Origin of the sequence: Pseudomonas sp. Larv2_ips, from assembly GCF_963879675.1 — a bacterium.
Taxonomy (GTDB): domain Bacteria; phylum Pseudomonadota; class Gammaproteobacteria; order Pseudomonadales; family Pseudomonadaceae; genus Aquipseudomonas.
In genome coordinates, this window is record NZ_CAWOAW010000013.1 from 146,720 (window position 1) to 158,877 (window position 12,158).

Consider the following 12,158-nt stretch of genomic DNA (forward strand, 5'->3'; position numbering starts at 1 on the left):
AGGGGGCTCCCATGATCACCAGCAAGCTGCCGAATGTCGGTACGACCATTTTCACCACCATGTCGCAACTCGCTGCCGAGACCGGCGCGCTCAACCTGTCCCAGGGCTTTCCCGATTTCAATGGACCCAAGGCGTTGCTCGATGCGGTGGGCCAGCACGTTGCCAGCGGGCATAACCAGTATTCACCGATGACCGGTTTGCCAGCCCTGCGCCAGCAAGTGGCGGCCAAGATCGCCCGCAGCTACGGCGCTACGGTTAATCCCGACAGCGAAGTGACCATTACTCCCGGCGCCACTGCCGCGATTTTCTGTGCGATTCAGGCGGTGATCCGCAACGGCGATGAAGTCATCGTGTTCGACCCCTGCTACGACAGCTACGAGCCCTCGGTCGAGCTGGCCGGCGGTCGCTGCGTGCATGTGCAACTGAGCCTGCAGGGCTTCTCCCTGGACTTTGAAAAGATCAAGGCCGCGCTGTCGCCGCGCACGCGCATGATCATCCTCAACACCCCGCACAACCCGACCGGCGCACTGATCAGCCGCGCCGAGCTGGACCAGTTGGCCGAATTGGTCCGCGACCGCGATATCTATCTGGTCAGCGATGAAGTCTACGAACACTTGGTGTTCGACGGCGTGCCCCATGTCAGCGTATTGGCCCATGAAGAACTGTATCAGCGTGCGTTCGTGGTCAGCTCTTTCGGCAAGACTTACCACGTCACCGGCTGGAAAACCGGCTACGTGGTCGCGCCACCGGCGCTGACCGCTGAACTGCGCAAGGTGCATCAATATGTCAACTTCTGCGGCGTGACCCCTTTGCAGTACGCTTTGGCGGACTTCATGGCCGATCACCCGGAACATGTCGAACAATTGCCGGCTTTCTACCAGGCCAAGCGCGACCTGTTCTGCGACTTGCTGGCGCCGTCGCGCTTCAGCTTTGCCCGGGTGACCGGTACTTACTTCCAATTGGTGGATTACTCACAGATTCGCCCGGACCTGGATGACGTCGCCATGTCGCTGTGGATGACCCGCGAGCACGGCGTGGCGACGATCCCGGTCTCGGTGTTCTACCAGAACCCACCCCAAGGCCAGCGCCTGGTGCGCCTGTGCTTTGCCAAACGCGAGGAGACGCTGCAACAAGCAGCCGAAAAACTATGCGTGATCTGAGTGCATTACCCAACCTGAACATCGCCCTGGTGCAGACCAGCCTGGTGTGGCATGACCGTCAGGCCAACCTGGAACATTTCGAGCTGTTGCTGGAGCAGGCCAAAGGGGCCGACCTGATTGTGCTGCCGGAGATGTTCACCACCGGGTTTTCAATGGAGTCGCATACCCTTGCTGAACGGGAAAACGGTCCGACCCATCACTGGCTCCAGGCTCAGGCGGCGAAGTACAACGCCGTGATCACCGGCAGTGTGATTATCCAGGCCGCCGATGGCAGTCATCGCAACCGCCTGCTGTGGGCGCGGCCGGACGGCGAGGTGTTGCACTACGACAAGCGCCACTTGTTCCGTATGGCGGGCGAGCACGATCACTACACGCCGGGCGAGCGCCAGGTGCAGTTCGAATTGAAGGGTTGGCGTATTCGGCCGTTGATTTGCTATGACCTGCGCTTCCCGGTGTGGAGCCGTGATGCTCAGGACACTGACTTGCTGCTGTACACCGCCAACTGGCCGGGTGCGCGGCGCCTGCACTGGAACCGTTTGCTGCCAGCGCGCGCGATCGAAAACCTGTGCTACGTGGCGGCGGTGAATCGGGTGGGCACGGATGGGAAGGGCTTTGCCTACACCGGAGACAGTCAGGTGCTGGATTTCCAGGGCGAGACCTTACTGAGTGCAGGGGAGGCGGATGGCGTGTTTCAGGTGTGCCTGGAGGCGGCAGAGCTGGCGGCGTATCGCGAAAAATTTCCGGCGAACCTTGACGCAGACAGGTTTGAGTTTGTCTGAAAGACCGCTTTCGCGAGCAAGCCCGCTCCCACATTTGGAATGCATTGCGCCTGTGGGAGCGGGCTTGCCCGCGAAGAGGCACTTACTGACCCCACAAAACCTGCGCCCAACAAAAAGGCCCCTGAGTGCTCACCCAGGGGCCTTTTGCATTTCCACGAACCCGCTTACGCCGCTTTCGCTTCCTGCTGGCTCAACGAGCGGTTCAGGGCACTGAACAGTGCCTTGAAGCTGGCCGTGGTGATGTTTTCATCAATGCCCACGCCATGCACCGGACGCTCGCCATTCACACGCAGCTCAATGTAGGCCGCTGCCTTGGCGTTGGTGCCTGCCCCGATGGCATGTTCGTTGTAGTCCATGATCTCTACGCCAATCGGCAAGCCAGCCACCAGCGCTTCCAGGGCGCCGTTGCCTTTGCCTTTCCAGTGCAGGTTGGTTTCGCCCTGGCCTTTGCCCGAGACTTCCACTTCGACAAAGCTGTTGCCGTTTTCTTCCTGCAGACGATGGCTGACCAGCGCGTACGGCGTGTTGGCTTGCAGGTATTCACGCTGCAGCAAGGCGTAGATCTGTGGCGCGGTCATCTCAAGACCCACGCGGTCGGTTTCAGCCTGGACCACCTGGCTGAATTCGATCTGCATGCGGCGCGGCAAGCTGATGTCGTATTCCTGCTCCAGCAGGTAGGCGATGCCGCCTTTGCCCGACTGGCTGTTCACACGAATCACCGCTTCGTAGCTGCGGCCAATGTCGGCCGGGTCGATCGGCAAGTACGGCACTTCCCACAGCGCGTCGGCTTTCTGCTGGGTGAAGCCCTTGCGGATCGCGTCCTGGTGGGAGCCGGAGAACGCGGTGTGCACCAGGTCGCCGACGTACGGGTGGCGTGGGTGCACTTGGATCTGGTTGCATTCCTCGACGACTTTGCGCACGCCGTCGATGTCGGAGAAGTCCAGTTGTGGGTCCAGACCCTGGGTGTACATGTTCAGTGCCACAGTCACGAGATCGACGTTACCGGTGCGCTCGCCGTTGCCGAACAGGCAGCCTTCGACACGGTCGGCGCCGGCCATCAGGCCCAGCTCGGTGGCGGCTACGCCGGTGCCACGGTCGTTGTGCGTATGCAGACTGATGATCACGCTGTCGCGGCGGTTGATATGACGACCGAACCACTCGATCTGGTCGGCATAGATGTTCGGCGTTGCGCACTCGACGGTGGCGGGCAGGTTGAGGATCATCTTGTGCTCAGGCGTCGGGTTCCACACCTCGATCACCGCGTCACACACTTCTTTGGCGAACTCCAGCTCAGTGGCGCTGAAGGTTTCCGGGGAATATTCGAAGGTCCATTGGGTTTCCGGCTGCTGGGCGGCGTATTTGACGAACAGCTTGGCGGCGTTGACCGCAATGGCCTTGATGCCGTCCTTGTCCTGGTTGAACACGATGCGGCGGAACGACGGCGAAGTGGCGTTGTACAAGTGCACGATGGCCTTTTTGGCGCCGCGCAGGGATTCGAAGGTGCGTGCGATCAAGTCTTCACGGCCCTGGGTCAGCACCTGGATGGTGGTGTCCTCGGGGATATGGTTGTCTTCGATCAGGGTGCGCACGAAGTCAAAGTCGGTTTGCGAAGCAGCCGGGAACGAGGCTTCGATTTCCTTCACGCCCACCGCAACCAGGGTCTTCCAGAAACGCAGTTTTTTTGCGGCGTCCATCGGCTCGATCAGCGACTGGTTGCCATCACGCAAGTCGGAACTGCACCAGATCGGCGCTTCGGTGATGGTTTTCGACGGCCAGGTGCGGTCCGGGATATCGATGGTCGGGAACGCACGGTACTTCGAAGACGGGTCTTTGAGCATGCTCATCGGGAAATCCTTTGTTGTAGGGGCCGAGAAAAGGCGGCCTGCCGTAGAACTGTTTTTAGGGATAAAGCAAGAAGACGAGGCAGATCGATTCAGCCTGGCAGTCGTGCGCTGACGAGGCACAGGCTGCGGTGCTGGCGGAGCTGAATGAGGGTGTGAGAGGTTTTCATAAGCTCAACCCTAACCGCCGGGGTGAAAGATGGCAAGCTGTCGAGAAAAATTGAGATAAGTTCTGCTATCTGGCGGGCGTGCGAGATTTTATGGCGGGTTTGTAGCTGAGAGTTGATTTTAATTGCGTGGCCTTTATTAGGGGCGCAATTGTGTTGGCAGACCTGGCGCCATCGCGGGCAGCCCGGCTCCCCCAGGGAATCGCGATCACCTGTGGGAGCCGGGCTTGCCCGCGATGAGGCCGGTATGTTTAATATTTATATCAGGGCTGGAACGCGCCAATAAAGATCGCCGGGTCGACTCGTGCATCGTTGAGGCTGATGTTCCAATGCATGTGCGGCCCGGTGGCGCGGCCCGTCGAGCCGACCTTGCCCACCACCGCGCCGCGCGCCAGTTGGTCGCCCACCTTCACGTCGATCTTGGACATATGGCAGAACATGCTGATAAAGCCCTGGCCATGGTCGACAAAGACGGTGTTGCCGTTGAAGAAGTAATTGCCGGTAAGGATGACTTTACCGGCCGCCGGGGTCTTGATCGGCGTGCCGGCACCGACGGCGAAGTCGAGGCCCGAATGCGGGTTGCGCTCCTCGCCGTTAAAGAACCGGCGTACGCCAAACTTGCTCGACAGCGGCCCATTCACGGGTTTATCCAGCAGTAAGTTGCTGGGCGTGTTTGGACTGAAACTGCGGTAAGCCTTGAGCTGGACCGCCAGTTCGCCCTCGATGCGCTTGAGCTGTGCCGGGTCAGGATTGACCTGGCTTTTGTTTTTCAGGGTGATGTGCTGCTCGGGGTATTTCTTGAAGCCCACCACAAACGGCAGGGTTTGCCCACCGCTGGTGAGGCGTTGGGTGCCGGGTTTAACCGTCAGGGGAATCCCGACAATCGCCAGCCAGGTGTTCTGTTCCTTGACCACCAACACCGGCCTGTTCTGATAGGTGGCTTTGGGCGCGGTTGCCGATGCACCCAGATCGACAACAGCGACGCCGCCCGGCACCGGCTTGTTCAGCAGCCTGGTGATGTAGCTGTCGGCATGGGCATTGAAGGTGAGGCACAACAGCATCAGCAGGCTAAATAGACGGGGCATCAATCAATCCAATAACGAAAGGGTGACGGGCGCCAGGTGGTTATCTTCCACCCGCACCTGCAATTGGCCTTCACCGAGGCGCGCGGTCAGGCGCTGGCCGGTGTGGGTTTGCGCGGCGTTGCGGATCGCCTGGCCACGTTCGTCCAGCAAAATGCTGTAGCCACGGCCCAGGGTCGCCAGTGGGCTGACCACTTGCAGCGTCTGCACCTGGCTTTGCAGTTGCAAGCGACGCGCCTTGAGGCCTTCGCGCATGGCGCGCGGCAGGCGTTCGGCGAGGCTGTCCAGGCGCTGGCGCAGCAGGGCCAGTTGACGGCCGGGGTGCTGACCGGCGAGGCGGGTTTCCAGGCGGATCAGGCGTTCGCGACGGGTATTGAGGCTGCGTTCGAAGGCGCGGCGCATGCGCATGTCCAGGTCATCCAGGCGCTGTGCCTGTTGGCGCAGACGTTCGCCGGGGTGACGCAGGCGGCGGGCCATGCCTTCCAGGCGCAGGCGCTCGTGACTCAGGCGATTGCGCATCAGCATCACCAGGCGGCGGTGCAGGTTTTCGACCTGGCGCACCAAATGGCTGGCATCGGGGGCGAGCAATTCGGCGGCAGCGGAGGGCGTGGGCGCGCGCACGTCGGCCACGAAGTCGCAGATCGACACATCGGTTTCATGGCCGACGGCGCTGACAATCGGCGTCACGCACGCGTCCAACGCACGCGCCACGGCTTCTTCGTTGAAGCACCACAGATCTTCCAGGGAGCCACCGCCGCGAGCGAGGATCAACGCGTCGAAGCCACGTGCGTCGGCCAGCTTGAGGGCGCGCACAATCTGCGACACGGCCTCGCGGCCTTGCACGGCCGTCGGGATCAGCGTTAATTCAACGTTCGGCGCGCGGCGGCCGAACACGCTGATGATGTCGCGGATCACCGCACCTGTGGGCGAACTGATGATGCCAATGCGCCGAGGATGCGCCGGCAGCGGCACCTTGCGTTCGGCACTGAACAAGCCTTCGGCGCTGAGCTTTTCCTTCAACGCATCAAAGGCCAGGCGCAGCGCGCCATCACCGGCGGGCTCTACGGTGTCGAGGATCAATTGATAGTCGCCACGGCCCTCGAACAGCGAGACCTTGCCGCGCACTTTGACCGCCAAACCATCCTTCAAGGCTTGGCGCACCCGTGCGGCGTTGTTGCGAAACAACGCGCAACGCACCTGGGCGCCGCTGTCCTTGAGGGTGAAGTACACATGGCCGGACGCCGGGCGGGCGAGGTTGGAGATCTCGCCCTCGACCCAGATATTGGTGAACACGTCTTCCAGCAACACCCGCGCGCGGCCGTTGAGCTGGCTGACAGTCAGGACTTCGCGGTCCAGGCCCAGACGGGCAAAGGGATCTTTAATCATGGGCGGCAGTTTATAGGCATTCGCGCAAGGTTTGGCAGAATTGCTCGACCAGCGCGCTCGGCGTCTGCGCGCAGGCCAGGGCCACGGTGCTGAGGCAGTCCGGATCAGCCAGGGGCAAAAAGTGCAGGTTGGCGGGTGCGATGTCCTGCATGGATTTTGGTAACAAGGCAATTCCGAAACCGGCCTGGATCAGTTGCAGCTGCGTGGTTTTGCGTGACATCACCCGTGCAGCCTTGGGGAAAAATCCTGCGCGCATGCAGAGTTCGGCTGACAGATAACTCAGGCCGCCGCGTTGGGGATGGGGGATCGAGATAAACACTTCGTCCTTGAGCTGTTCCAGTTCGACAGGTGCATTGCTGCGCGCCAGCGCGTGATCAGGCGGCACAGCCAGCACCAGCTGTTCGTTGTACAAGGGCACCACCCGGACACCTTCGCGTTGGCGCAACACCGGCAAGCGCAACAGCCCGACTTCAAGCCGACCCTCGGCGATTTCCTCAAGTTGCGCCTCGGAGGACAGTTTGACGATGTCCATCGACACGCCAGGGCAGCGCTCCAGCCAGGTGCTGATGGCTTTCAACACGTGCCCGCTCATCGGCACGGTGCTCGAATGGCTCAGGCGCAACGTGCCCAGCTTGCCATGGCCCACCTGGGTGGCCATTTCGCCGGCCTTGAGCAACTCGCTCAGCAGGTTGCGCGCCCGTGGGTAAAAGGCTTCGCCGGCCGCCGTCAGCCGGGGTTGGCGCGCGGTGCGTTCGAACAGTGGCGTTTGCAGCTGGGTTTCCAGCTCTTTGATCTGTCGGCTCAGGGCCGATTGCGCCACAAACAGGCGTTCGGCGGCGGCGCTGAAGCTGCCGCTGTCGGCAATTTCGACGAAGTAGCGCAGTTGGCGAGTGGAAATCACGCGTCATGCCTTTTCGAGATGAGTGGAGGGCTTTGAAGATATTAGTCGCAACACTCGCCGATGGCTAAAGTGCACGTCATCTTTTTCAAGGAAGTGCCCATGAGCCTGGTTGAGCTGATGAGTCAGTGGTCGTTTGGCGGCGTTGATTGGCTGGTGATCGGCCTCGGCATTGTCGTGGCCTACATCGTGTTTGGTATCGCAGGCTTTGGTACGGCGCTGGTCGCGGGGCCGATCCTGATTGTGTTTATGCCGTTGTCGAAAATCATCCCGCTGCTGGTGTTGCTCGACTTTGTCGCGGCCTTTGGCAACCTGCTGCAATCGCGGCGGGAGGTGAACAAGCCGGAGCTGTTGCGATTGCTGCCGTGCATGGCTATCGGTTGCACGCTTGGGGTGGTGTTTTTGCTCAATCTGCATTCGGACCTGTTGCTGCTGTTGATGGGGCTGTTTATCAGCGCCTATGCGCTTTACAGCCTGGCGGTAAATGCGCGGCCGACGCAGCTGGCGGCGGGCTGGTCGATTCCCATGGGCACGGTCGGTGGGTTGTTTGGTGCCTTATTTGGTAGTGGCGGCTTTTTATATGCGATCTACCTGAACAGTCGTCTGCCCAAGGACGCGGCGCGGGCCACGCAAAGTGCGTTGATCAGTTGCAGCACCGTGGTGCGCCTGAGCCTGTTCCTGATTGCCGGGGTGTACGCTGATTGGCCGCTGTTGATGTTGGCGCTGTGCCTGTTGCCGGCGATGGCCCTGGGGCTGTGGGTTGGGCGCAGGCTGACGATGCGGATGTCGCGTGAGGCGTTTGTGCGGTGGGTGACGTGGCTGGTGTTGGCGAGCGGCATTGCGTTGATCGGGCGGTACTTGAGTACTTGACCTGTGGGTGTCAGGGATTAAGCTGCCGGGCTCTAGGGCCTCATCGCGGGCAAGCCCGGCTCCCACATTTTTGATTTGTGAACGCAGTCAAATGTGGGAGCGGGCTTGCCCGCGATGGGGCCAGTAGCCACACCGCAGGACTCTCATGAACTCCCAAAGCATCCTTGTCCCGAAAATTTCCACCTTGCCCGTCCACGAACCCCGCGCGCGGGCGATCGTGCGCTGGCTGGTGCGCAAGAACATCATCAAGGAAGAGCTGACCACCTGCGGGCGTACCGGCAATCGCATGGCCTACGCCCTGGCCGACGGCGCCCGTGCCGTGGTGTTGCACCCCGAAGCGCTGCCGTTCAACGAGCCGATCAATGGCCTCGAGATTATCTACAAACGCTGCATCTATACGCCGGCCAAGGGTTTTCTCGAAGAAGCCGGCTGCCCGGAGTGCCTTAAAGAAGTCGGCGAGGCGCTGTTCGAAAGCCTGGAAGACTGGATGCCCGGCCACACCGACAACTTCACCTGCCCTTTGTGTGGGCATGAAGACGACATCAACGGGTTTCTGTTCCTGCAGGAATGCGGGTTTTCCAACCTGGGTTTCATTTTCAACAACTGGGCAGAGGCGGGCTTCAAGCAAAGCTTTATCGACGAATTCGCCGATTGGCTGGACCAAAAGATGAGTTGGGTCAAAGTCGAGCTTTAACCCTTCTATCAGTATTACCAAGTTTGTCAGAGTTTTACATTGAGCCTGACAGGGTGCATGTATATAATGGCGCGCTTCCATTTTCCCGCTCGGGAGCCCCCGCGATGCTGCGTATCAGCCAAGAAGCTCTGACATTCGACGACATTCTCCTAGTGCCCGGTTATTCCGAGGTGCTTCCTAACGAAGTCAGTCTCAAGACCCGCCTAACCCGTGGCATCGAGCTGAATATTCCCCTGGTTTCCGCTGCCATGGACACCGTCACCGAAGCCCGTTTGGCAATCGCCATGGCTCAGGAAGGCGGCATCGGCATCATCCACAAGAACATGACCATCGAGCAGCAAGCTGCCGAAGTGCGCAAGGTCAAGCGTTACGAAGCCGGTGTGGTGAAAGATCCAATCACCATCGAAGCCGACGCCACCGTGCGTGACCTGTTCGACCTGACCCGCCTGCACAACATCTCCGGCGTCCCGGTACTGCATGATGGCGACCTGGTCGGCATCGTCACCTCCCGTGACGTGCGTTTCGAGAACCGTCTTGAAGTCACCGTCCGCGAAGTGATGACGCCTAAAGAGCGCCTCGTGACTGTCAAGGAAGGCGCCGACAAGAACGATGTGCGCGAGCTGCTGCACAAGCACCGCATCGAGCGCGTGCTGATCGTCGACGACAAATTCGCCCTCAAAGGCATGATGACCGTCAACGACATCGAAAAAGCCAAGGCTTACCCGCTGGCCAGCAAGGATGACCAAGGTCGTCTGCGCGTTGGCGCTGCGGTCGGCACCGGTAAAGACACCGGCGATCGCGTTTCGGCCCTGGTCGCTGCCGGCGTTGACGTGGTGGTGGTCGACACTGCCCACGGTCACTCCAAAGGCGTGATCGACCGCGTGCGCTGGGTCAAACAGAATTTCCCTGACGTGCAAGTGATCGGCGGCAACATTGCCACCGGCGCTGCCGCCAAGGCCCTGGCCGAAGCAGGCGCCGACGCCGTCAAGGTCGGTATCGGCCCGGGCTCGATCTGCACCACGCGTATCGTCGCCGGTGTGGGCGTGCCACAAATCAGCGCCATCGCCAACGTCGCCGCTGCCCTTGAAGGCACCGGCGTTCCGTTGATCGCCGACGGCGGCATCCGTTTCTCCGGTGACCTGTCCAAGGCCATCGTCGCCGGTGCTTCCTGCGTGATGATGGGCTCGATGTTCGCCGGTACTGAAGAAGCGCCGGGCGAGATCGAACTGTTCCAGGGTCGTTCGTACAAGGCTTACCGCGGCATGGGTTCGCTGGGCGCCATGTCCCAGGCGCAAGGCTCTTCCGACCGTTACTTCCAGGACTCCTCGGCAGGCGCCGAGAAGCTCGTACCGGAAGGCATCGAAGGCCGTGTGCCGTACAAAGGCACCTTGAGCGCGATCATCCATCAACTGATGGGCGGCCTGCGTTCCTCGATGGGCTACACCGGCAGCGCCGACATCGAAGAAATGCGTACCAAGCCTGAGTTTGTACGAATCACCGGCGCCGGCATGGCTGAATCCCATGTCCACGACGTGCAGATCACCAAGGAAGCGCCAAACTACCGCGTAGGTTGAGGCTTCCAGCAAAATGTTAAGTAACCGGGGCTGTTTTATTCAGCCCCGAGTTGTTTCTGAATTACATAGACGAGACTGATCCTCATGGCCCTCGACATTCACGCCCACCGCATCCTGATCCTCGACTTCGGTTCCCAGTACACCCAGCTGATCGCCCGCCGCGTGCGCGAAATCGGCGTGTACTGCGAACTGCACCCGTTCGACATGGATGACGAAGCGATTCGCGAATTCGCCCCTAAAGGCGTCATCCTCGCCGGCGGCCCCGAGTCCGTGCACGAAGCCAACAGCCCGCGCTGCCCGCAAGCCGTATTCGACCTGGGCGTGCCCGTCTTCGGTATCTGCTACGGCATGCAGACCATGGCCGAGCAACTGGGCGGCAAGGTTGAAGGTTCCCAGCTGCGTGAATTCGGTTACGCCCGTGTTGATGTGGTCGGCAAGAGCCGCCTGCTGGACGGCATCGAAGACCACATCGACGCCGACGGCCTGTTCGGCCTCGACGTGTGGATGAGCCACGGTGACAAAGTCACCAAGATGCCGGAAGACTTCCACATCCTGGCCAGCACCCCGAGCTGCCCGATCGCCGGCATGTTCAGCGACGAGCGTCGTTACTACGGCGTGCAGTTCCACCCCGAAGTCACCCACACCAAGCAAGGCGGGCGCATCCTGTCGCGCTTCATCCTCGACATCTGCGAGTGTGAAGCCCTGTGGACTCCGTCGAAAATCGCTGAAGACGCCATCGCCCAGGTTCGCGCCCAGGTCGGCACCGACAACGTGCTGCTCGGCCTGTCCGGCGGCGTTGACTCCTCGGTAGTTGCTGCCCTGCTGCACAAAGCCATCGGCGACCAGCTGACCTGCGTGTTCGTCGACAACGGCCTGCTGCGCCTGCACGAAGGCGAGCAAGTGATGGCGATGTTCGCCGAGAACATGGGCGTCAAGGTGATCCGCGCCAACGCGGAAGACCAGTTCCTGAACAACCTGGCCGGCGAGTCCGATCCAGAGAAGAAGCGCAAGATCATCGGCCGCACCTTCATCGACGTATTCGATGCCCAGTCCAACAAACTGGACAACATCAAGTACCTCGCCCAGGGCACCATCTACCCTGACGTGATCGAGTCGGCCGGCGCCAAGAGCGGCAAGGCTCACGTGATCAAGTCCCACCACAACGTGGGTGGCCTGCCTGAGGAAATGAACCTCAAGCTGGTAGAACCGCTGCGCGAGCTGTTCAAGGACGAAGTCCGCCGTCTGGGCCTGGAACTCGGCCTGCCGTACGACATGGTCTACCGCCACCCATTCCCAGGCCCGGGCCTGGGCGTGCGCATCCTGGGTGAAGTGAAAAAGGAATACGCCGACCTGCTGCGTCGCGCCGACCACATCTTCATCGAAGAACTGCGCAAAGCCGACTGGTACCACAAGGTCAGCCAGGCATTCGTGGTGTTCCAGCCAGTTAAGTCGGTGGGTGTGGTAGGCGATGGCCGTCGTTACGCCTGGGTTGTTGCCCTGCGTGCGGTGGAAACCATCGACTTCATGACCGCCCGTTGGGCACACCTGCCGTACGAACTGCTGGAGACTGTCAGCGGCCGTATCATCAATGAGATCGAAGGTATTTCGCGCGTGACGTATGACGTGTCGAGCAAGCCGCCGGCGACGATTGAGTGGGAATGATCCTGCGCTAGCAGGTAAACGCTAAATAACAAAACCCCGGCCATG

Annotated in this window: 10 protein-coding genes; 6 read left to right on the plus strand and 4 right to left on the minus strand. The window is 60.9% G+C overall.

What is annotated here, in order from left to right:
• Positions 1–11 precede the first annotated feature (11 nt).
• Both AACV02_RS05165 and AACV02_RS05170 read left to right on the plus strand, forming a co-directional pair.
• Positions 12–1,160, plus strand: a complete 1,149-nt coding sequence (locus tag AACV02_RS05165) for a pyridoxal phosphate-dependent aminotransferase (protein WP_119736834.1) — start codon at positions 12–14, stop codon at positions 1,158–1,160.
• Positions 1,148–1,939: an amidohydrolase gene (locus AACV02_RS05170; RefSeq protein WP_119736836.1), complete on the plus strand. Its 792-nt coding sequence runs from the start codon at positions 1,148–1,150 to the stop codon at positions 1,937–1,939. The genes AACV02_RS05165 and AACV02_RS05170 overlap by 13 nt, the downstream gene beginning before the upstream one ends.
• Positions 1,940–2,103: 164 nt before the next feature.
• Here the strand turns inward: AACV02_RS05170 and leuA are convergent, their stop codons facing one another.
• From leuA to AACV02_RS05190, 4 genes are all read right to left on the minus strand, one after another.
• Entirely contained in the window at positions 2,104–3,783 is a 1,680-nt protein-coding gene (gene leuA, locus AACV02_RS05175; RefSeq protein ID WP_083356880.1) for a 2-isopropylmalate synthase, read from the minus strand.
• A 427-nt stretch (positions 3,784–4,210) separates the two neighbouring features.
• Positions 4,211–5,032, minus strand: a complete 822-nt coding sequence (locus AACV02_RS05180) for a peptidoglycan DD-metalloendopeptidase family protein (protein WP_106578279.1) — start codon at positions 5,030–5,032, stop codon at positions 4,211–4,213.
• 3 nt (positions 5,033–5,035) lie between these two features.
• A complete protein-coding gene (gene xseA / locus AACV02_RS05185) occupies positions 5,036–6,415 on the minus strand; it encodes an exodeoxyribonuclease VII large subunit (protein ID WP_119736839.1) in 1,380 nt (459 codons plus the stop codon).
• 10 nt (positions 6,416–6,425) lie between these two features.
• Positions 6,426–7,316 carry a LysR family transcriptional regulator gene (locus tag AACV02_RS05190; protein WP_119736841.1) on the minus strand — a complete coding sequence of 297 codons (891 nt, stop codon included), beginning with the start codon at positions 7,314–7,316 and terminating at the stop codon, positions 6,426–6,428.
• Between the two features lie 99 nt (positions 7,317–7,415).
• On the opposite strand from AACV02_RS05190, the gene AACV02_RS05195 reads away from it, so the two are divergent.
• From AACV02_RS05195 to guaA, 4 genes are all read left to right on the plus strand, one after another.
• On the plus strand, positions 7,416–8,183 hold the full coding sequence (locus AACV02_RS05195; protein ID WP_119737168.1) for a sulfite exporter TauE/SafE family protein: 768 nt from the start codon (positions 7,416–7,418) through the stop codon (positions 8,181–8,183).
• A gap of 145 nt (positions 8,184–8,328) precedes the next feature.
• A complete protein-coding gene (locus tag AACV02_RS05200; protein ID WP_015885727.1) occupies positions 8,329–8,877 on the plus strand; it encodes a hypothetical protein in 549 nt (182 codons plus the stop codon).
• Between the two features lie 104 nt (positions 8,878–8,981).
• Positions 8,982–10,451 (plus strand): IMP dehydrogenase, encoded by a 1,470-nt coding sequence (guaB, locus tag AACV02_RS05205; protein WP_016977684.1) that lies wholly within the window; start codon positions 8,982–8,984, stop codon positions 10,449–10,451.
• Positions 10,452–10,535: 84 nt separating this feature from the next.
• Positions 10,536–12,113: a glutamine-hydrolyzing GMP synthase gene (guaA, locus tag AACV02_RS05210; RefSeq protein ID WP_119736843.1), complete on the plus strand. Its 1,578-nt coding sequence runs from the start codon at positions 10,536–10,538 to the stop codon at positions 12,111–12,113.
• Positions 12,114–12,158: the final 45 nt, after the last annotated feature.

Excerpts from the sequence above, each read along its gene's own strand:
- AACV02_RS05165 (WP_119736834.1), top strand. The coding sequence starts at position 12 with ATGATCACCAGCAAGCTGCCGAATGTCGGTACGACCATTTTCACCACC.
- AACV02_RS05170 (WP_119736836.1), top strand. The coding sequence starts at position 1,148 with ATGCGTGATCTGAGTGCATTACCCAACCTGAACATCGCCCTGGTGCAG.
- leuA (WP_083356880.1), bottom strand. The coding sequence starts at position 3,783 with ATGAGCATGCTCAAAGACCCGTCTTCGAAGTACCGTGCGTTCCCGACC.
- AACV02_RS05180 (WP_106578279.1), bottom strand. The coding sequence starts at position 5,032 with ATGCCCCGTCTATTTAGCCTGCTGATGCTGTTGTGCCTCACCTTCAAT.
- xseA (WP_119736839.1), bottom strand. The coding sequence starts at position 6,415 with ATGATTAAAGATCCCTTTGCCCGTCTGGGCCTGGACCGCGAAGTCCTG.
- AACV02_RS05195 (WP_119737168.1), top strand. The coding sequence starts at position 7,416 with ATGAGCCTGGTTGAGCTGATGAGTCAGTGGTCGTTTGGCGGCGTTGAT.
- AACV02_RS05200 (WP_015885727.1), top strand. The coding sequence starts at position 8,329 with ATGAACTCCCAAAGCATCCTTGTCCCGAAAATTTCCACCTTGCCCGTC.
- guaB (WP_016977684.1), top strand. The coding sequence starts at position 8,982 with ATGCTGCGTATCAGCCAAGAAGCTCTGACATTCGACGACATTCTCCTA.
- guaA (WP_119736843.1), top strand. The coding sequence starts at position 10,536 with ATGGCCCTCGACATTCACGCCCACCGCATCCTGATCCTCGACTTCGGT.